12 protein-coding genes are annotated in these 21,774 nt (G+C 38.9%); 8 read left to right on the forward strand and 4 right to left on the reverse strand.

Annotated features, from left to right (window positions below):
* Positions 1 to 35 precede the first annotated feature (35 nt).
* Positions 36 to 1,814 carry an arylsulfatase gene (locus CA2015_RS17815; RefSeq protein ID WP_048643123.1) on the forward strand — a complete coding sequence of 593 codons (1,779 nt, stop codon included), beginning with the start codon at positions 36 to 38 and terminating at the stop codon, positions 1,812 to 1,814.
* A gap of 187 nt (positions 1,815 to 2,001) precedes the next feature.
* Here CA2015_RS17815 and CA2015_RS17820 read toward each other — a convergent pair whose 3' ends face one another.
* Positions 2,002 to 2,250 (reverse strand): hypothetical protein, encoded by a 249-nt coding sequence (locus CA2015_RS17820; protein WP_048643124.1) that lies wholly within the window; start codon positions 2,248 to 2,250, stop codon positions 2,002 to 2,004.
* Positions 2,251 to 2,952: 702 nt separating this feature from the next.
* Between CA2015_RS17820 and CA2015_RS17825 the strand changes: the two genes are divergently transcribed.
* Genes CA2015_RS17825 through CA2015_RS17835 form a run of 3 tightly spaced genes read left to right on the forward strand, consistent with a single transcriptional unit; the run spans position 2,953 to position 7,895 of the window.
* Entirely contained in the window at positions 2,953 to 6,051 is a 3,099-nt protein-coding gene (locus CA2015_RS17825; RefSeq protein WP_048643125.1) for a SusC/RagA family TonB-linked outer membrane protein, read from the forward strand.
* A gap of 9 nt (positions 6,052 to 6,060) precedes the next feature.
* Complete coding sequence (locus CA2015_RS17830; protein ID WP_048643126.1) at positions 6,061 to 7,494, forward strand: RagB/SusD family nutrient uptake outer membrane protein; 1,434 nt, start codon at positions 6,061 to 6,063, stop codon at positions 7,492 to 7,494.
* Positions 7,494 to 7,895: a hypothetical protein gene (locus tag CA2015_RS17835; protein WP_048643127.1), complete on the forward strand. Its 402-nt coding sequence runs from the start codon at positions 7,494 to 7,496 to the stop codon at positions 7,893 to 7,895. The genes CA2015_RS17830 and CA2015_RS17835 overlap by 1 nt, the downstream gene beginning before the upstream one ends.
* Positions 7,896 to 7,989: 94 nt before the next feature.
* Here the strand turns inward: CA2015_RS17835 and CA2015_RS17840 are convergent, their stop codons facing one another.
* The gene (locus tag CA2015_RS17840; protein ID WP_048643128.1) at positions 7,990 to 11,478 is read right to left on the reverse strand and encodes a VCBS repeat-containing protein; all 3,489 of its coding nucleotides are present in this window, start codon (positions 11,476 to 11,478) and stop codon (positions 7,990 to 7,992) included.
* Between the two features lie 181 nt (positions 11,479 to 11,659).
* On the opposite strand from CA2015_RS17840, the gene CA2015_RS17845 reads away from it, so the two are divergent.
* The 4 genes from CA2015_RS17845 to CA2015_RS17860 all read left to right on the forward strand — a co-directional run bounded on the left by CA2015_RS17845 (position 11,660) and on the right by CA2015_RS17860 (position 18,434).
* Positions 11,660 to 12,979 (forward strand): PQQ-dependent sugar dehydrogenase, encoded by a 1,320-nt coding sequence (locus CA2015_RS17845; protein ID WP_048643129.1) that lies wholly within the window; start codon positions 11,660 to 11,662, stop codon positions 12,977 to 12,979.
* 410 nt (positions 12,980 to 13,389) lie between these two features.
* A complete protein-coding gene (locus tag CA2015_RS17850; RefSeq protein ID WP_048644599.1) occupies positions 13,390 to 14,199 on the forward strand; it encodes a sugar phosphate isomerase/epimerase family protein in 810 nt (269 codons plus the stop codon).
* Between the two features lie 291 nt (positions 14,200 to 14,490).
* Positions 14,491 to 17,289, forward strand: coding sequence for a DUF6797 domain-containing protein (locus tag CA2015_RS17855; RefSeq protein WP_084011877.1), 2,799 nt, complete (start codon positions 14,491 to 14,493; stop codon positions 17,287 to 17,289).
* A gap of 221 nt (positions 17,290 to 17,510) precedes the next feature.
* Positions 17,511 to 18,434, forward strand: coding sequence for a cysteine hydrolase family protein (locus CA2015_RS17860; RefSeq protein ID WP_240477833.1), 924 nt, complete (start codon positions 17,511 to 17,513; stop codon positions 18,432 to 18,434).
* A 70-nt stretch (positions 18,435 to 18,504) separates the two neighbouring features.
* Here the strand turns inward: CA2015_RS17860 and CA2015_RS17865 are convergent, their stop codons facing one another.
* Positions 18,505 to 19,866: a sulfatase family protein gene (locus CA2015_RS17865; protein ID WP_048643130.1), complete on the reverse strand. Its 1,362-nt coding sequence runs from the start codon at positions 19,864 to 19,866 to the stop codon at positions 18,505 to 18,507.
* Positions 19,867 to 19,939: 73 nt separating this feature from the next.
* Positions 19,940 to 21,484 carry a sulfatase family protein gene (locus CA2015_RS17870; protein ID WP_048643131.1) on the reverse strand — a complete coding sequence of 515 codons (1,545 nt, stop codon included), beginning with the start codon at positions 21,482 to 21,484 and terminating at the stop codon, positions 19,940 to 19,942.
* Positions 21,485 to 21,774 lie beyond the last annotated feature (290 nt).

The following is a 21,774-nucleotide window of genomic DNA, read 5'->3' on the forward strand; positions in this document are numbered from 1 at the left end:
AAACGAATCTTGTCATTGATAAACCCTAAAAATAAATGAGAATTTTCAATACCTTTTGTTTTCTCTTCATTGTACTCATCAGTACTTCGGTGCATGCAAGTCTGGAGCAAACGAAAAAAGATCCACCCAATGTAATTTTAATAATTACAGATGACCAAGGCTATGGTGACTTTGGATTTACAGGGAACCCTCATGTAAAGACACCTGTGATCGATCAATTGGCAAAAGAAAGTGTTAGGCTAAATAATTTTTATGTTTCCCCAGTTTGCGCACCTACCAGGTCAAGTCTAATGACAGGCAGGTATTCCTTACGTACAGGGGTCAGGGATACCTATAATGGTGGAGCAACCATGGCTACCGAAGAAATCACTCTGGCTGAAATGCTTAAAGATGCAGGCTATGAAACTGGAGCATTTGGAAAATGGCATTTGGGAGACAATTATCCTTTCCGTCCAGGTGATCAGGGTTTTGATGAATCGTTGATTCACCTTGCCGGAGGTATGGGGCAACCTGGAGATTTCACGACTTATTTTCAGAAAGACCGCAGTTATTTTGACCCTACGCTCTGGTCCAATGGCAAGCAGAAGTCATTTCAGGGTTATTGTTCAGATATATTTACCGATGAAGCGATTCGTTTTGTAGAAAATCAAAGTCTGGAAAAACCATTTTTCTTGTATTTGGCTTTTAATGCGCCACACACTCCTTTACAGGTACCCGATGAATATTACCAAAAATACAAGGACATTGATCCGGCATCAGGCTTCGGGGGTAATGGAATGCCAATGCCTAAAATGAGTGAAAAAGACAAAGAAGATGCTAGAAAAGTCTATGCAATGGTTTCCAATATTGATGACAATATAGGGAAGCTAGTTCAGAAGTTGGAGGATATGGGCATCTCAGAGAATACCATCCTTATTTTTATGACAGACAATGGGCCGCAGCAGTTCAGGTATGTTGCTGGCATGAGAGGGAAGAAGGGGAACGTTTACCGTGGAGGAGTGCGGGTTCCGTTTCTTATCAAATATCCCGATGGATTAAAACCAAACAAAGAGGTAAATGCTACCCTGGCGCATATTGATGTATTGCCTACTTTGGCTGAGTTATGTCAGGCAAAAGTACCTAATGACAGGGAAATAGATGGGCTTAGTTTTGCGGTATTATTAGAAGGGAAAAATAAAAATAAAGCGGCCTTTGAGGAGAGACCTTTGTTTTTTTACTGGACACGAAAGCTACCCGAATTGTATGAGAACATAGCCATTCAAAAAGGCCCATATAAATTGGTGGGGAATATTGGCTATGATGCTGCGCCAAAAGACTTCGAGTTGTTCCATTTGGAAAATGATCCCTACGAATTGGATAACATGGTAGCTAGCCATCCTGAGAAGGCAAAAGAACTAAAAAGAGCTATGGATCAAATGGTTGATGAGTTGACTAATTCACCAAACTTGATGAAGGACCATATGCCAATAATTGGAACAAAATATGAGAATCCACTAATATTGAATCGCAATGACGCTTCCGGACAAAGAGGCATCTGGACACAAGAAGATATTTATGGTTATTGGAATGTTGAAATTCTTGAGGGGAATTACAATATCCGGTATAAGTTTATTGAACCGCTGAAAAAGGCAGGTAAAGTAATGCTGGAAACCAAAACACAAATCATCCAATCGCAAATGAATCAAATGCCTACCGATGTGATTGAATTGAAGAATGTTCATTTGAAGAATTACAAAGGCAGTGTTACGCCTCATTTTATGAATGGAGGAAAAAGTATTTTCCCTTTGTGGGTGGAATTTGAACGGATTGATTAAAAAGTATCAGGTTTGTTTGAAGCCCGAAATATTCAGGAGACACTCTATTACCTATTCCATCTAACTCATATAAATAATGGTTTTAATTAACCCCTTAATATGATTTTAAGGCACTAAATTCCTTCATAAAATCAAAAAAGGTCAGCATTTTAATGCTGACCTTTTTTGTACTATGTTTTATGTATTCCTAAGCATTGGCGCTTTGAGGTGCCCAATGGGAGCAGAGCATTCCAGGAGCCGCTTTCTGAGGATTGGCACAATCATCTGTTTCATACCTTAAGCAGGAATCACAGTTTCTATTGTCCTTTAATGCGGCCTTCATTTCGAAAGTATCACAGGTATAGCTATTATTGACTTTTACGCCATGAACTTTGCATACACCACTGGCATCTAAATTTTCACAGTTATTGCAGTTACTCGCTAATCTAATAGACATAATTTTCTGGTTTAAGTTTCAATATAAAAATACATTAATAGGTAGATAGAATCAATTTAAATAGCTGTAAACCAACTCTTTGTATTTAGACTTCTTAAGGATAAGTGGAAAAAAAACAATTGTTAGAGTGATATTTTTTAATGTAAGTCTTTGAATATTATCTGCATTACGATTTTTTGTGAATATTAAACGAGCAATTGGTCTTTTGATTTTTTAGAGTTAAATGAAATATTTCAATGGAGACATTCCCTCATTTCAATAGGATTGTAACTATCCATATTTTATGAAAATTCGAGGTTTAAAGATTAATCTTAGTAAGCGAGAACCTATCTGGATTAGCCAAACTAAATTCTATTGTTTGATTTTTCAAATGTGGATTTATGATTTAATAATATTTTAATAATATTATTTTAACGAATTAATTTGATGATTTGATAATTTTTCACAAAATTTATTATCCAATTTTTAATCGGTTTTAAATTTGATAGAAACTTAAGAAATTGGTTGGGTGGGATTGAGGCAAAGCCATTATAAAAAATGGATTTTCTTTTATCGACTCTTAAATAAATACATCGATTTTTTTTACATAATCTAGGAATTAGCAACAGGAGCCAATTGATAAAAAGAACTAGACTGTCTTATAAGCAGTTCAAATGATTGAGACTATAAATCCAAATAAAACTAACGTCTAATATACACCCTATGAAAAAAACTATTCCTAAAATGAGCATACATTCTATTATTTGGGTGTTTGCCCCACTTCTTTTTTTAGTAATTCTTGTTCGGCCTATTTCGGCCGCAGCAGTGGTACTAGAAAATATTGTTATGGCAGACCTTAAAGGTACTGTTGTGGATGAAACAGGAGCACCATTGCCAGGAGCTACCATTACCCTACAAGGAACTACCAAAGGTACAGTGTCAGATATTGATGGTAATTTCTCCATTGATGTACCGGAAAATGGCACCTTGGTGATATCCTTTATAGGGTATAAAACACAAGTTATCACAATTGGAAATGAAAGCATACTGAATGTGCAAATGGTTCAGGATGAATCCTCTCTCAATGAGGTATTGGTGGTAGGGTATGGTACACAGGAAAAACGAGATGTAACAGGTGCTGTATCTTCAATAAAAGGGGATAACCTTGAGAATTTACCTGTATCCGGAGCCGCACAGGCATTGCAAGGAAGGGCTGCTGGTGTCAATGTGGTTAGAAATGGAGGAGCCCCGGGAAACCAAGGATCTATAAGAATTAGAGGAACGGGCACACTTAACAATGCAGACCCTTTAATAATCATTGATGGGGTACCGGGGGGAAACCTTAATGATGTAAATCCAAACAATATTGAATCCATAGAAGTATTAAAAGACGCTTCTGCTTCTGCAATATATGGAACAAGAGCAGCCAATGGGGTAGTTATAGTAACTACCAAACGAGGTGATTTTAACCAACCCTTGAAAGTTGAGTTGAATGGTTACACCGGCATTTCCAATGCGATCAAGACCATCGATGTGTTGGATGCCCCGACATTGGCCAGCCTCAAAAGAGAGCGGTATACCAACGATGGATTAGCGATCAACCCCATTTGGGAAAATTCAGCTTACCAAACGCAAAAGACCAACTGGCAAGAGGAACTTCTTGGCCAAGGCACAACACAAAATGTGGATCTTACCCTTAGGGGAGGGAACAATAATTCTTCTTTTATGCTGGCGGGTGGATATTTTAAAGAAGAAGGGATGATCTCTAATTCTGACTTTAGGCGTCTAAGCTTTAGAATAAATTCTGACCACAAGATCAGCGATAAGTTTAAGATAGGTCAGAACCTGCAGCTTGTTTCCGTCAATCAAAGGAGTCCTAATACCCTTTCGGCCCAAACGGGTGTCTTATGGAGCGCAATACGTTTCCATCCTGGCTTGCCTGTAATGAATCCAGATGGTTCTTATAGCTCCTCTCAAATTTCTGGAGAATTTGGAGACATTAACAATCCGATTTTCACCCAAAATACACAAGACAATAACAATACAAGCCACAAAATATTAGGCAATCTAAATGCTGAATATGAGCTAATGGAAGGGTTGAAATTTCGGGTTAATTTTGGTCTGGATGGCTTCATTAGTGATGGTTATAATTTCAATATTATTGTCAATGACCAGATAAGGGCCAGTTCTATAAATTCCCTTTCAAGAAGTTATAATGAATACTATTCAGTATTGGCAGAATACTTTGTTTCTTATGATAAAGTATTCAATGATTTGCACAAATTTAATTTCGTAGGCGGCTATACTACTCAGACCTTTAATTCAGATGGATTCAGTGCTAGCAAAAGAGATTTTCTGGATGAATCATTTGACCAAAGGTTTTTAAGTGTGGGACAAACTTTGAATGGAATAGATGGAGGGAAATCGTATGATGCGCTTGCTTCCTATTTTGGTAGGGCTACTTACAATTATGATGAACGCTATTTGGTAACAGCCACTTTTAGAAGTGATGGGTCTTCAAAATTTGCACCAGGAAATCGCTGGGGGTATTTTCCTGCGTTTTCACTTGGTTGGAGAATCTCGGAAGAGGATTTCTTTCAAAATGTTGGCTTTATTTCCAATATGAAACTGACCGGTGGTTGGGGTAGCTTGGGCAATCAAAATGTTCCTGGTTTACAATATTTGGCCCTAATAAGTTCTGGAAGAAGGTATTCTTTTGGGGGCAATCAAACCGTAGGAGCCGCACAAACTAGAGTGCCAAACCTTGGGATTACCTGGGAAACAGCCCAAATGACAAATATTGGCTTGGATTTAGGGTTTTTAGACAATCGATTGCTAGCCAATTTCAATTACTTTATAAAAGACACCAAGGACATGCTTATAGCTCCTCCTACCATTGGATCCATAGGTACAGCACAGATACCCAACCAAAATCTTGGTGAGTTGAGAAATAAGGGACTCGAAGTGGAGGTTTTATTTAGAGAAACCCAAGGGAAACTTACCTATACCTTGAGTGGAAATGCTTCCTTTATTCAAAATGAAGTCACCAAATTGGTAGATGGTAATTTTATAGGTTCCAGATTATACGGCAGGTCTAGTCAGGAATTGTCAAGAACTTATGAGGGGTCACCAATAGCAAGTTTTTATGGGTGGAGAGCAGATGGATTATACCAAAGTTCCGAGGAGATTCAGAATGACCCTAACATTGCCAATGATCCACGAAAAACTGGCGGATTGATACAACCCGGGGATGTGAAGTTTCTGGATTTAAACAGTGACGGAATCATTGATGAGTCAGACAGGGAAATCATTGGAAATCCCCATCCTAAAGTGGTATATGGTTTAAATGCCCAGTTAGGATATGGCAATTTTGACCTAAGCTTATTTTTCCTTGGCAATGCTGGATTTGATATTTACAATGCTGACAGGATGCAAGGCATCGATCCAACTTACCCTTTCAATATGTATGCAGAGACCATCAATCGATGGAATGGTCAAGGAACAAGCAATGAAATACCTAGAATGACGACTAAAAGAGATAACCTAAACCACAGGACTTCTGACTTGTTTTTGGAAGATGGAGATTTTCTTAGGTTAAAAAATGTGGTGCTTGGTTATACTTTACCCACACCAATTACCGACAGAATTGGGATTTCAAAGGCCAGGTTTTATGTCACGGGACAAAATGTATTTGTCCTTACAGGCTACTCGGGAATGGATCCTGAGTTAGGGTATACAGATGGTAATCTGCAATTGAATGCAGATTATGCACAATATCCCCAAGCCAGAAGCTGGACCATTGGTACAACGATAACTTTCTAATGTAAGAATATGAAAAATTCAATTCAACTTCTTTTGTTGCTAGTATTAATTACTACAGCTTGTGAAGACAATATACTCGATACTACACCCTATGGACAATCTACCTCATCACAATTTTGGAGAAATGGAGAAGATGCTGTAGCTGCTGCCAATGCCATGTATGAGCCACTAGTGGTGGAAGACTTTTACGGACATGCTGAACATACCTTTGACATTCCTTCTGACGATCAGTTCAGGGCAGGAGATCATGGCGAGGACCAAGCAATAGAGTCTTTTACTTTTGATGCAGGTAATCCCCAATTGTATTATAGCTGGAGACACAAATATGAGGTAATCTCCAGGGCCAATGCCGTTTTAATAAATGTTCCAGATATCAACATGGATCAAACACTTAAAGACAGGACCTTAGGTGAAGCTTATTTTCTGAGAGGTTTTATGTATTGGAGGTTTGCTGTTATCTATGGCGGTGTACCTATAATTCTTGAGGAGGATGTCATCGCAAACAATTACAACAAACCCAGGTCATCATTGGAGGAAACCCATGCACAGATAGAGGCTGATTTATTAAAGGCTGCCGATCTTTTGCCCATTTCTCATGATGCGGATGATTTAGGTAGACCCAATAAAGGATCGGCCAATGGTTTATTGGCCAAGTTGTACCTGTACCAGAAAGCCTTTGACAAAACCATTTCCTTCGGTCAGAAGGTTTTAGATGGTCCTTATCCATTAGCGGATAATTATCAGGACAATTTCCGCGTGGAAACGCAAAATAATCCTGAGGTATTGTTTTCTATACAAAGTTTGCAAGGATGGCAGGACAATACCCATATTATTTACACTACACCAAGACCTTGGGGTGGTTGGGATTTTCATGAACCTGTGCAGGATTTGATTGAAGAGTTTGAGGATGGAGATCCCAGACTGGATTATACAGTTTATAAACCTGGAGACATGGTAGATTTGGGAGGAGACAAGGGAGTGACAGAATACACCGCAGACCTTTCTTCTACAGGCTATCATTTTAGAAAATACTCTTCTTGGAATCCTCAGGGAGGGCTAAATATGAGCCACAATAATCCGATTTTAAGAACAGCAGATGTCTTGCTTATGGTGGCAGAAGCCAAAATAAGATCAGGTCAAAATGGAGATGCTGAAATCAATGCGGTCAGAGAAAGAGCAGACAGAACTGAACTTTCAAATGCCACTATGGAAGACCTGATCCATGAACGAAGAGTAGAATTGGCTGGGGAAAATCAGCGTCACCAAGATCTTATCCGTTGGGATAAAGACAATTTGGTGGATATTGTGGCCTTGTATAAAAAAGATCTGGGGCCATTAAAGCCACCGAGAAATTTTGAAAGGCCTAAACATTATCTTTTTGCCATTCCTCAAAGAGAAATTGATTTGAGTAACGGTGTGTTGAGCCAAAATCCCGGATATTAATGCTGAAAACAGGATTAATCTTTTGCTTAATTTTTGGTTTTACCCTTTCATGTGAGACCAGTTACGAACAAAAGATAATAGGTGAATGGAGATTGGATTCTGCTTATTATCACTATAACCAATTCAATTTCTCTAGCCATGGTTGGCACCAAGAGGAAACCTATAAATATTTACCCACTGGTGAGGCAATCACCAGTGCGGTAAATTCTTCTGTAAGTAACAAGTTTTCCATTGAGGACAAGCGTCTTAAGTATTTTGATGGTAATGGAGAGCTGGTAAATATCTATGATATATTATCCATTGATGGGAAAAATATGGTGCTAAGAACGGACAAAAAGCCAATTTTTAAAGGTAAAAACCAAAACAGATTTGAGGTGCGATACTTTTCCAAGATGAATTAGTGAATAATATTAACCAGGAATATTATAGAGTATTTAATCTATGCCAATCCTGTTAATAGGTTGATTTTTAGTAACTAAGGGGGTAAGAACTAAATTAAAGATGGTGCTCTTTTATTAGGGTACCATCTTTATCATAATAGATAACCTTTATAAGGTTTGGTTCAGGGTAAATATGGTTTGTATTTTGGCTTAAATATGCCGACCCTAAATAAAATTCCTTTGCCCTTAATCGACCATTTTTAAAGTAAAGCATGGCTTTTTTAGCTCCTGGTACCTCGGGCAAGGGAGTCCCCATTACTTTTTTTCCATGTAAATTGACCCATTGAGCAGGTTGGTTGTTTTTACTGGCAATATGAAATAGGCTCTTATTAGCATTTAGAAAAACAGATGCTACCGCCCTCACATCTCCACCCAGCCCAATTAATTGCTTTTTTACCCTTATTTTCTCATCCCCTTCAACTTCCATTAATAAACCGAAGGAGGCATCATAGGACCCAGTAATCACCTCAACTTGATGAAAATTGCCAGCCAAAAATATTTCCATCAACCCATCAGCATCAAAATCACCTGCTTCAATGCCAAATACAGGTGAAATTTGGGCCATATTTGGCAATTCGATCCTTTCAAAACCTTTGTTTCCTCTATTTAAAAGGAGGGCTGTAGAAAAGGTATTAACAGTCAATGAGTTTTTAGTTTTTTCCAAGAAATCCTTTCCTAGGAGAGAGGACAGTTCAGCTTTTCCATAACTGTGGAAGTCGGGAAATTTCTTTTTTAATTGGGGGATTTGCTGGAACAGGTCTTCTCGTGGGTGGATAGGAAATCTTTTCCCATTTTCAACAAAGGAAATGATTGATTCCAAGTTGCCATTCTTGTCAAAATCACCCCAATGGATCTTAAGAGGGCTTTCTACACTGGTTTTATACCTGCTATTTAAGCCGAGGTTCCCTACAATATAATCGGTCAATCCATCCTGATTTATGTCTGCTGCCGCAATACTGTTCCACCAGCCCGAACTTGCATCTATTCCTGGTAGCCCTTCTTTCAAAACCAGTTTGCCCAATTGATTTTCAAAAAGAGTGATTTCCATCCATTCACCTACTAAGATCAAATCTGGCCAATTGTCCGCATTGTAATCAGTCCATAGTGCTGCTGTTACCATGCCTATATTCTTCAAACCAGGAGCTAGCTGATCAACTACTTCTGTAAAATTACCATTCTCGTTTTGGAGCAATTGAGATGTCCCTGGTAATGGGTAGGAATTGGGTGTCAATCTACCACCGACGAAGAGGTCTATATCGCCATCTTTATCAAAATCAGCTCCCGTAACACAGGAGCCACTTGACGAAATATTCGGCAAGGCAGCCTGAGCTTTTTCATATTTACCCTGTCCATCGTTAAAATACAATCGATCCTGATAATGTGCTGATCCAGCTTCAAATTCATTTCCACCAGAAACTACATACAGGTCTAGGTCCCCATCTGAGTCTGCATCAAAAAACAAAGCGCCCATGTCCTCAAAATTGCTATTGTCATCTGGAAGAGAGATTGTTTTAAATCCCGAATCCTGCAGTTGGGAAAATATCACTCCTGATTGTCCAAAAGCGCCACCGATAAAAAAATCATCCCTCTGATCCGCATTAATGTCCGCAACTGCTATGCCTGGTCCTAGTTGTGAATGTTTGTGAGGCAATAAGGGTTGTAGATTGAAATCAGCATAAAATTTTTTGTGATGATTAAAAGTGGGTAGTGTTTCTGTCAGGTCTTTTACTACTTCAAATGGACGAAAATTGGAAGGTTTCTTTTCTATTTCCTTTTTTTCGATGGTGATGACCTGCTTACTAGGAATATTGTACAATTGATTCACTTGTCCATCCGGCCATTGGATCAGTAGTGAATCAATTTGTGGCTTGTCTCCAAGTCCAAAATGTATGGTTTCGGTAATAGAAGATTGGTAGCCCCTTGTTAGATAATGTTCATAATATTGAACCTGGCCATTGGCATAAAGTTTTATTTTTGTTCCTAAGGCTTGTAAGTTCCCTTGGTCTCCTCGCAGTCGGATTTTTAAATACTGGTTTTTGGTGTTGCGTTGACCATTGTTTTTATAAACCAAAGCCTTGCTGTAGGTATTGTTGATGACAAGGTCCAATTGGCCATCATTGTTTAGGTCGGAAAATACCATGCCGCTGGAATAGCCAGGTTTGTCGAAGCCCCAATCTATTGATACATCTTTAAATGTAAGGTCTTGGTTATTTTGAAACATGAAATTCCCAAGATAGGCGCCTTCCAATTCTTTTAGCTCTTCAAAAATTTCATTGCTGTTTAATTGATGAAAATTTGACCTGTAATCAACGAAGTCTCTATTGGTGATATCACGTGGGTAGCCATTGGTAATAAATAAATCTTTCCAACCATCATTGTCCCAATCAGCCCATAAGGGTGCCCAGCTCCAGTCTGTAGCATAAACTCCTGCCAAAAAGCTGATTTCAGAAAACTGAGGTAAAGCTACGTCATTAATTCCTCTGTTCATTTGAAGAGTATTGCGCATAAACTGGGGTTCATAGCCACTTTTAATTTCAGAAGTAAACCGGTCATGTCCTGTTTTGCCAAACATCAATTTTTGACGGTAATTTGTAGGCGGGAGCATGTCCACTTCTATAAGGTCTATTTTCCCGTCATTGTTAAAATCAGCTACATCATTGCCCATTGCTGAATAACTGGTGTGTTGAAATACCTTTCCTGCCACATTTAAAAAAGTACCGTCTTTTTGGTTCAGGTACAAAATGTCATTGGAGAGGTAATCGTTGCTAACCATTATATCCGGCCAATTGTCTTCATTGAAATCAGCAATAGCCAAACCTAATCCATATCCCTCCAAGGTAATGCCACTTGCTTTTGAGACATCACTGAAAGTTCCGTCTCCATTGTTTTGGTAAAGCTTGTCGGTGTTTAGCATTTCACCATTAATCCTCTTGGGACGAATAATATTTGGCCCTGTTTCATCAGTCATGTTATTCATCAGGTACATGTCTAGGTCTCCATCCCTGTCATAATCAAAAAAGGCAGCTTGGGTGCTAAACCCATTGTCTGCCAGGCCATAGTCTGCTGCTTTTTCAATAAACTTAAAATCCCCAACATTGATGTACAATGCGTTCTTTCTTTTTATCGCTCCATAGGGTCCTGAAAAACAGATGTAAATGTCCCTTAGGCCATCTTGATTGATATCAACAATGGCTATTCCAGTGGCCCATTTTCCCTCAGTAACTATCCCTGAACCTGGTGTTTTATTTTCAAACACAAATTCACCTTTATTGGCATAAATTTCACAATTCCCCATATTTGAGGTGAATACAAGATCATCTAGGCCATCATTGTCAAAATCTGCAGCAGCCACACCTGCTCCGTTATAAAAATATTCATAGGTAAGTATATTGAAAAATTCGTCCTCTAATAGTGTGTTTTCAAATTCAATGCCGGTATGAGAAATTGGTAAAGCTGTAAAACGGGCACTTTCTTGACATGAAATTAACCCCAATAGAAATACTATCAGGCAAGAGGTTGCAATAAGAGAGGGGCTGTTTTTCATTCACTAAATATTTGCATAAGCCGTTTACAATGAAGTAAAACTTCATTTTTTTAATGCCTAAATTTAATGATTAAGGCATGGTTTGGTTTGCTTTTTGACGGAAATATAAGGTACAATATTTGTAGCAACTGATGTTTAGCGTTATATTTAAATATTAACCACCTTAAAACCATAATTAAACATGAAATATTCAAATTTACTATTGGCTACTTTCCTTAGTAGTTGTCTGCTTTCGGGATGTAGCAGCCCTACAGAAACTGCTTCAGATGATCCTTACTTTATAGGAGATGAAGATAAAGGTGGATTGATTCTGGGTACTGGATTTCAGTCTTATGTTATTGCCGAGGATCTGGGAAGAGCCAGGCATTTGGCAGTTAGGGAAAATGGAGATATCTATGTTAACCTTCGGGAAGCAAATGACCAAGGCGGAATTGCCGCCTTAAGAGATACGGACGGGGATGGTAGGGCGGATGAAATCGAGTATTTCAGTGATTTTGGAGGTACTGGTATGGCCTTCTATGATGGAAACCTTTACGCTTCCAATGACAGCACCGTATTTAGGTATTCATTTATTGGAGACAATTTATTGCCTGAAAATGCAGAGGCTCCAGACACCATAGTTTCTGGTTTACCTGTACAAACATCCCATGCAGCCAAATCCTTCACTTTTGATGACAAAGGTTACCTCTATGTGAATATAGGTGCACCGTCCAATGCCTGTCAGGAGCAAGATAGAACAAAAGGCTCACCAGCAATGGATCCATGTCCATTATTAGAAAGACATGGTGGGGTTTGGCGTTTTGATGCGTCAAAAATAGGCCAAACCCAAATGGAAGACGGCTATAGGTATTCTACAGGAATAAGAAACGCTGTTGCATTACAGTTCAACCCCCTTGATGGACATGTGTATGCAGTGCAACATGGTCGTGACATGCTGAATGGTTTGTTTCCTGACATGTATACAACTGAAGAAAGCGTTGAACAACCTGCAGAAGAGATGTTCAGGTTAAGTGATGGGGCCGATTTTGGCTGGCCTTATTGTTATTTTGATGGAGCGCAAAATAAGCGTTTGACGGCACCAGAATATGGAGGGGACAAGCAAAGTTCGGATAGATGTGAAGGGACTGTAGCCCCGATTGCAACTTTCGAGGCCCATATGGCACCTAATGATCTATTGTTTTATACCGGAGATCAATTTCCGGAAAGTTATAAAGGAACGGCCCTTATTGCTTTTCATGGCTCCTGGAACAGGGCTCCTCTGGGACAAAAAGGGTACTTCGTGGCCATGCAACCTTTCGAGAATGGTGATCCTTCAGGAGAATACCAAATTCTGGCGGATGGCTTTGCCGGTGTAGATAAAATTGAAGCGCCAAGTGATGCGAAGCACAGGCCTACAGGTCTTGCTCTTGCCCCTGATGGAACGGTGATCATCTCTGATTCTGTGACAGGGAAAATCTGGCGTGTATTTTACAAAGAAGACAATACCATGGCTTCAAAATAGTTGGAAGACAAATTTAAACCCTATTGCTCATTTCGGGTTATAGTAGGCCTATATACTGAAGGGGACTGTTCTTTAGCACTCCCCTTTTTTTTGCACTTTTCAATCTCAATAGCAAAAGGAATACATCAATTTTTTATCTACTCCTTAAACCCGAAATATGCAATAGACATTCTATTACGTGCTGAAATCGCTTTAAAATCAGCCACTTCGTTGCTGTTTTCAATTTCACCATAGCGGTGCTATGCTAAAATCTCCAAACAGCCTGATTTTCTTGCGATTGCAACACTTCCCGTAAACACGGGACAGGCTATCACCCCTGACCATTGTCAGGGCGGAGAAATTCTATTACATAATCCGGGTTAAATCTATAAATTGGCCCCGGATTAGAAATGGAATTAACACCAATTAAAATGACTATAAAAAATTATGCCCCACTTTGGGGAAATACCCTACCTTTTGAGCTGTTTTGTGCAAATGTCAAAGAAGCAGGATACGATGGGGTGGAAATGGATCTTCCCTTGGAGAATAAGCAAAGGGACAATTTGCTGGCTATTCTAAAAGATCATGACCTGGAGTTAATCGGCCAGTACTTTCAATCTTTTGAGACCAAGCCAAAAGCCCTTTTAGATGCTTATGAAAGGTATCTCAATCATTTATTAGCAGCGGAACCAGTTCTAATCAACTGTCAAACAGGAAAGGATTATTTTGATTTTGAGGACAATTTGCCACTTTTCCAATTGGCCGATAGGCTTTCAAAAGAATCAGGTATTCCCATTACCCATGAAACACATCGTGGAAAGTGCTTGTATTCTGCCCCTGTTGCCAAAAAGTATTTTGAAAACTTGCCTGACTTACGCATTTGCTTGGATATTTCCCATTGGTGCAATGTACATGAGTCCTTACTTGAGGACCAGAAAGAGGTGGTGGACCTGGCCATTTCAAGAACCGACCATATCCACAGCAGGGTAGGGCATGCAGAAGGCCCACAGGTGAATGATCCACGCGCTCCCGAATGGGAAGAGGCCTTGTCCGCTCACCTCAATTGGTGGGATAAGGTTGTGCAATTGCATAAGGCCAATAACAGGGATTTAACCATCAATACAGAGTTTGGCCCTTTTCCCTATATGCCAACACTTCCTTTTTCCGAAATGCCCATTGCCAATCAATGGGATATCAATGTTTATATGATGAATTTACTTAAGGACAGGTACAATATATAACCTAGTTTCTCCATTTATCCCTATCACTAAAAAACATCCCTAATATTTCTGTGAGATATTATTTTTTGTAATTAAGGGTTTTGGGTGTAATTTCAACGCTGGATATCCAAAAGGTTGGATCGGTTTATATAAATACTGGGAAACTGAAAGATTCGAGTTGCAGGAATTGTACCCATTCCTGATTTTGAAATGGCGAAGAATAACTGATTTTAAGTCCTTTCAGTAGTTGTCTTCAGCCCAATAACTTAAATTTAATTTGAAAACCTATTAGTTAAATTGCATAACTTAGAAATGAAACACACTGATACTGTTGCCACGTATTTTTTTAAACGGCCGAAAACAAGGAATTTCTTCGGTACGCTTTCCATAATATTATTAATGCTATCTGCCTGTGGTGAAGCTGAAAAGGAAAACTTGATAACTTCAGTAAATTTTGAAGAACAAAGTTTTGCCCCATTTGTGGAGCCTTCTTTTCCTTATATCACCACTTCCTTTGATGGCAGGGAGTTGGGAGCAGGTTTTCCTAAGAACAATATTTCTGGTCGCGTTTTGGCCATTAAATTAGGGAATGATGCTTATGCATGTTTCGATACCGATATGTTGCGTTGGTCGGTGGCTTGGACTGGAGAGTTTATGCCAATGGTAACCATGGCTCAGGTATCCTATGCAGATTTTCACAATAAAGGGAATCAAATCCCAACAATAGGAGGAGATCCAAAATTGGCTACGGGAACTTACCCAGGTTGGTCTATTGGACAGCCCTCGATTAAAGACCCAAGAAAACCATCACCTCACCCTGAAAGCCCTGCTTGGGGTGCTATACCTGCCGAGATAGGGAGATATGGAGGTATTTACCCAATAGAAGACAAAGTCATCCTATCTTATACAGTAGGGAATACCCTTGTTTATGAATTACCGGGTAGCCTGGTTCATGAGGGACTTCCCGTTTTCAGCAGAAGATTTGCCATGGCAGCTTCTGATAAAAAGACATTCCTAATGGCTGCTGAGATCACCGATATCAGCAATGTAGAATTGGTTGACAATCAGATTTTGGTTTATCATGGGGAAAAAGTGACCGCCATGGGGTTAGCCAATGGTAGTGAAGGTGTGACGCTTTCCGTTGAAGACAATAGGTATTTGGTAGTGGAAGTTGCTGAACATGCCACTACGGTTGATTTTGAATTAATGCTTTGGAATGGGGCAGCTTCTGAAAAAGATAAATTTGCAGGAGTATTGGCTAATGAATTGTCTACTCTTCCAGATTTTGAAAACGGAACCACACCTTATTGGGAAGAAGAAGTGCTGACCAAAGGCCAGGTTTCGCCTGATACCGCAGCTTTTGTAACAGACCGATTGACCTTACCGGTTCCAAATCCTTGGAAACGAAATGTTAGAATGGTGGATGTTAGTTTTCTTAGCGATTCCGAGGCTGTAATGGTTACCTTTGAAGGGGATGTATGGAAAATAGCAGGCATAAATGAAGACTTGGATCGTTTGGTATGGACCAGAGTTGCCTCAGGACTCTATGAGCCGCAGAGTATAGAAGTTGTAAATGGTGAAATCTACGTATATGGTAAGGATGGAATCACCCGACTACATGACCTGAATGGTGATGGGGTGGCTGATTTTTATGAAAACTTCTCCAATATCATGGCACAATCCATAGAAACCCGTGAATGGGCCAGCGATATGGTGGCTGATCCAAAAGGAGGGTTTTATGTGGCCAAGTTTGGGGCTTTGGATATGGGACCTGAAGCCTCTTCCCCTAAAGCCCTAATGGGTTTTAGATCAGCTTCAAATGATGATGGATCTGTACTTAAAGTTTCCGCAGATGGTAGAAGTATTAGTCAGTTTGCTACTGGATTTAGAGGACCTTACCTAGGGATTCATCCTGAAAAAGGTTGGGTTACAGGTTCTGATCAACAAGGGCATTATATGCCTTCTACACCAATTATGTTGATTAGAGAGGGAGACTATTTTGGTGTTCCTGCCACTGCCCATAGAGATCCTATTCCTGAAACCACTCCTCCAATAACCTGGATTCCTCACGGTGCAGACCGTTCTGGAGTAGGTCAAATATGGGTTACGTCTGATAAGATGGGCCCACTCAACGATCAAATGCTTCATTTGTCTTATGGCAGACCAGGATTGTTTTTGGTGAAAGTGGACAGTAGCTCTTCCATCGTACAAGGTGGAGCATCTGTGATACCTGGAATTTATCCAGCGCCTACCATGAAAGGTACGGTTAACCCTAAAGATGGTCTGGTTTATTTCGCAGGTTTTTCTTTATGGGGACACAATTCTGATGCTTTAAGTGCCTTTTTAAGATTGAGGTATACGGGTGAGGAAAGTTTACTGCCTGTAGATTATAAAGTCCGCGAAGGCGGGATATTATTAAGATTTGGTCAAGAATTAGATATGGCTGCGGCCACAGATTTGGCAAGCTACCAAGTCAAAAGATGGAATTACTTGCGAACAGAAAAATATGGTTCAGGGCATTATCAATTGAATGGAGAAGTAGGTGAGGAAAATATGCCAGTATTGGCTGCACACCTGTCGGAAGACAAGAAAGCTGTTTTTCTTGTAGTTCCAAATATTGACATTGTAATGCAAATGGAAGTAGCATTTGACCTTAAAACAGTATCCGGTACTTCATGGTCTGATAAGGTTTGGATGACTGTAAATGCAGTAAATGAAGCCAATCTCAAGGCGGAGGGCTTTGGAAGTCTAAACCCTGCAGACCTGATCGAAAACTTTGATCCTACCTTGGTGGCAGGTAAAGAAGAAGGAAAAGCGGATGCGATCAAAGGGAAAGAAATATTCCTGAAATACGGATGTGTCGCCTGTCATGCGATTGACGACAATGTAGCTGGAAAAATTGGTCCAAGCGTGAAAGGATTATATGGCGCCAAAAGAGAGTTTAAAGATGGGACTACTGCCACTGCAGACGATGCCTATATCAAAGAGTCCATCATTGATCCGGGTGCGAAAGTAGTAAAAGGTAGAGAAGGGGAGATGCCTTCTTTCCTAGGATTACTTTCCGATCAGGACATCGAATCTGTTATCTTGTATTTCAAAACCTTAAAATAAAAAGGTCTAGGTTAGCCAATACAGATTGCGAAAAGCAAGTCTAGTTTTAGAATTTATCTAAAAGGAAAAAACGCACATAATTTACTATGTGCGTTTTTTTTATGATAAATTTAGTAGCTCCGTTACTTTTAGTAGTTTGTTAATTATCAATCGGTTCTTAAGAATAAAAAGACCTAAATTCCATAGCATTATATTTTAAAAGATTAAAGTAATAATGTAAATTGGAAGTAAAAATTGATATGAGGCCATTGTTCTACTTAATATTCATTTGTTTACCAACTTTAATTTTAAGTTGCCAATCTGCTCAGAAAGAGGAGCAAAAATCCAATGCTGTAAGTGAGGTTAAGACGGTATCAATTAACCTAAGAAAAAAAGTAAAGTCAGAGAGCGAAGCTAATAGCTGGGAAACGGTTGAATATACTGAATCCTGGGACCCTAAAAGGACGGCAATCATTGTGACCGATATGTGGGATAGGCATTGGTGTGAAAGTGCTACCCAAAGAGTGGCCGAATTGGCTCCGGTCATGAATAAAACTTTGAATAATGCCAGAGAAATGGGAGTGACCATTATCCATGCCCCAAGTGGAACAATGGATTTTTATATTGACGCACCGCAAAGGAAGGCAGCAATGCAAATTCCAAGTCATAAGGCTCCAGAAGGGTTTCCAATCGATGATTGGTGTTACCTTGACAAAAATAAAGAAGCTGCTCTACCCATAGACGACAGTGATGGGGGCTGTGATAGGCCTTGTGCCGATGGGGAGCCATGCGAAGCGATGACTGCTTGGTCCAGACAAACAGCTGATATTAGCATTGAAGACAAAGATTTTATCACTGACCAAGGACAAGAAGTTTATAATATTATGGTTGAAAACAATATAGATCATATAGTGGTAATGGGGGTGCATTTGAATATGTGTGTCCTGGGAAGACCTTTTGCCATCCGTCAGTTGGCCAATCTTGATAAAAATGTGGTGCTGATGCGGGACATGACAGATACCATGTACAATCCGGAAATGCCTCCTTATGTAGACCATTTTGAGGGAACTCGTTTGGTAATAGACCATGTAGAAAAATACTGGGCCCCTACAATGGTAAGTACCGATTTCACTGGTGATACTGCCTTTGCCTTTAATGAGAAATAGTGTTTATAGAGCCAATGATTACTATTATTCTTAACGCATAATATTGTCTAATGGATATTCCATTTTGGGTTTAAGGAATCAGTTTTTCATCTCCCACCAAATCCTTCCATTCTTGATAATACCCCTTCAATTTCACCAAGATTGATTCATATGCATCATTGTCTATTAGGTTATTCAATTCATAGGGATCATCGGATAAATTGAATAATAATTCATCGTTAATGTCGGTGATAATATATTTCCATTCTGGTGATCTTATCATTCGGTGACCTGTTCCAACCTTACCACCAACTCCTACGCTTTCACTGGCTATAAAATCATTTATGCTGACTGAGGGATCCTTTAGAATAGGCAAAATGGATTTTCCATGGAAATATTCTGGAATAGGTAACCCAGCTATATTTAGAATAGTAGGAAGTAGATCTGTACTGGATACTAATGCTTCAGATTCATGCACATCTATTTTGAGTTGGTCCCAATAGATAAACATGGGTATCCGTACGGACTCTTCATGCATAGTCAATTTATTTCCCAAGCCATGATTTCCTAGTAAATAGCCATTGTCTGAAAGAAAAAAGAACACTGTATTTTCCATATGTCCACTATCCTTTAACTGATTAATAAAATATCCAATTTGAAAATCAAGATGGGTAATGGTCGCATAATATGCTTTTGTAAATTCTGAAATAACCTCTGTTGACCGTGGAGGTCCAGCCGGTAAATTTTTATAGTTATTTGTGTAATCTGAATCCCTGTAATAATGCTCACCAGGTAAGCCTTGGTTAAATACGCTCTCTTGCTCCGGGGTGGTAAGGAAATTCTTTTCAATTGAGATATTTTCCAATGGATAAAGTTCTAACCATTGCTTCGCTGGTTTCAATGGGACGTGAGGTTGTCTTGGAGCTAACCAGATAAAGAAGGGTTGCTCGCCAAAATCCTCCTTTTCAATAAAGTTTGACACCTCCTTAAAGGCTATTTCATCATCAAAACTGTTGGACTCGTATCCGAATCTAAAGCCATAATCCTGCGGATTTCCTAAATGCGATTTGCCACTAAAATACGTGGTATAGCCTTCATCTTGTAAGAATTCTGCCATAGTGTTGTATTTATTTTCATTCACTATGTTATTAATAAAAGAATTTCTATCCAATGCTACTGTTCCATTGGTCTGTGGGTATAATCCAGTAAAAACGCTAGCCCTACTTGCCGCACAAACAGGTGTCGAAGTAAAGGCTTTATTGAAAATTAATCCTTTCTTTGCTAAGTTATCCAGGTTTGGTGTCAACACTTCCGAATTATTGTATCCTATGGCCCTGTAGGTTTGATCATCGGTGAAAATGACAACAAAATTGGGTTTGCTGTTTTCTTTTTGCCCAAAAACTTTGGTTGAACAGCCAAATAAAACAAGTAGGAAGATGGAGAATTTTATCATAATGGAAATGAAGGTTGCGAATATAAATGAATATCACCCAAATTATAAAACTATTATAATCTGGGTGAATTTACTATTTAGAAGTTTCCTCAGATTTACTTTCCTCTGGAGGCTCGCAATAGGCAACAAATTTTTGTTCGATACTCCATGACGCTGGCACATTGCCAGCCAAAGGATGAGTTTTTTCAAAAATTCCGAGTAATTTCACTTGTAATTCTTGCATAATTTCTTGGTAATCGGGGTTATTGGAAAGATTTGTCGTTTCCTTCGGATCTTCCTCTACATTATACAAATGATGGGTAATACCCGCTGGACCAAAACCTGTTGCATATCCCATTCCTAAATCATTTTTACCTGTGGAAAAAATATATTTCCATTTATTAGTCCGAATCATGGCTTTATTATCGGGTAAAAACTCTGAGAATACGTAATCACGGTGTTTGTCCGTTTTTTCGGTTAGAAGGGGTACCAAACTTTTTCCGTGAATATTATTCAGCGGTTTTTCTCCTAATGCCTCAATAATTGTGGGGAATAAGTCAACAAACTCTGTCAGTTCAGATTGAATTTTCCCTTCCCCTAAAGCCTTCCCTCCTTGAATGATCAAAGGGGCTTTGACTGCTTCTTCCCACATCATGTGTTTTTCAAAGCGTTTGTGATCATTTAATAAATAGCCATGATCTCCTACATAGATTACTAATGTACTCTCTTTTAGCCCAGCTTTTTCCAAAGCATTCAAAACGAGCCCTACATTTTTGTCTAGGTATTCAACTGAAGTATAGTAAGAAGAAATGATTCCCTTTTTTTCTTCATCTGTTAAATCTTTAAACACTTCGGGAATCCAACGGTCATCCTCTTGGCTTCCACTTGGAAGGGGCATATTCTCAGGATTGTACTTGTTGGCATATTCAATGGGGAAGTTAAATGGGGAATGGGGTTCTTCAAACCCAAGCCATAAGCAAAAGCGGTCATTTTGATTGCTTTGTATAAATTCAATTGCTTTTTTTGCATAAAAAGTTCCTACATCTTCTTCGTCATAATAAGTAGAGGGTAATGCATCTGCATTTAGCCAAATGTTTGCTGGATCTTTAAATGGTTTCCACTTCGGTCTGGATTTTATTTCATCTGCTGGCTTTCTGGGAGGATTAGTCTTGATAAAATCCAGATAGTCCTTCTTTTGTATTTTATTTTCAAATCCATGATTAGATGAACTATTAAAATGATTTTTTCCAATGATTGCGGTTTTATAACCCAGTGGAGTTAAATAGTCCGCGATAGATATTTGTTCTTCAGGAAATGGAGTTGATAGTAAAGAAACCCCTGATGCATGCGGGTATTTCCCAGTAATCATTGATTGCCTTGAAGGGGAACATACAGGAGAGTTGACGTAAGCGTGACTAAATAAAACCCCATTCTTTGCCATTTCATCTAAGTTTGGTGTTTTTACAATTTTATTACCATAAGCCCCTAATACTTTGGTACTATGATCATCTCCAATGATAAATACAACATTTCGGAACCTTTCGAAATTGTTTTCAGTATTATTTTCTGCTTTTTGCTGAGGTGAATTACAGGCATTCACCATTATTATTATTAATAGAATAGGAATATATATTTTCATTCTTTAATAGGTTAAGTCAACTACAATTTATTTTTAAGATATTTCCATGTTAGAATTTTGTTTAATTTCAAATGAAAATTTCTCTTAAGCTTGCAATATTCCACACTTCTTTTTCTTATAGGAAAAATTTAATTTATGATAAATTAGTGATATATCTCCTTTAAGCTATCCAAACACTTAGTATGATTTTAGATTCCTATTTTACCATAAACTCCAATTAAAGACTTAAGGAAAACTTCCCTTAAGTCTTTAATTATAGGGTTGAATACCAAGGAATTCAATTTGTGAAT

Source organism: Cyclobacterium amurskyense (assembly GCF_001050135.1).
Classification (GTDB): Bacteria; Bacteroidota; Bacteroidia; order Cytophagales; family Cyclobacteriaceae; genus Cyclobacterium; species Cyclobacterium amurskyense.

Coding starts and splice junctions, on each gene's coding strand:
- CA2015_RS17815 (WP_048643123.1), top strand. CDS start 36: ATGAGAATTTTCAATACCTTTTGTTTTCTCTTCATTGTACTCATCAGT.
- CA2015_RS17825 (WP_048643125.1), top strand. CDS start 2,953: ATGAAAAAAACTATTCCTAAAATGAGCATACATTCTATTATTTGGGTG.
- CA2015_RS17820 (WP_048643124.1), bottom strand. CDS start 2,250: ATGTCTATTAGATTAGCGAGTAACTGCAATAACTGTGAAAATTTAGAT.
- CA2015_RS17865 (WP_048643130.1), bottom strand. CDS start 19,866: ATGATAAAATTCTCCATCTTCCTACTTGTTTTATTTGGCTGTTCAACC.
- CA2015_RS17835 (WP_048643127.1), top strand. CDS start 7,494: ATGCTGAAAACAGGATTAATCTTTTGCTTAATTTTTGGTTTTACCCTT.
- CA2015_RS17845 (WP_048643129.1), top strand. CDS start 11,660: ATGAAATATTCAAATTTACTATTGGCTACTTTCCTTAGTAGTTGTCTG.
- CA2015_RS17870 (WP_048643131.1), bottom strand. CDS start 21,484: ATGAAAATATATATTCCTATTCTATTAATAATAATAATGGTGAATGCC.
- CA2015_RS17850 (WP_048644599.1), top strand. CDS start 13,390: ATGACTATAAAAAATTATGCCCCACTTTGGGGAAATACCCTACCTTTT.
- CA2015_RS17855 (WP_084011877.1), top strand. CDS start 14,491: ATGAAACACACTGATACTGTTGCCACGTATTTTTTTAAACGGCCGAAA.
- CA2015_RS17830 (WP_048643126.1), top strand. CDS start 6,061: ATGAAAAATTCAATTCAACTTCTTTTGTTGCTAGTATTAATTACTACA.
- CA2015_RS17840 (WP_048643128.1), bottom strand. CDS start 11,478: ATGAAAAACAGCCCCTCTCTTATTGCAACCTCTTGCCTGATAGTATTT.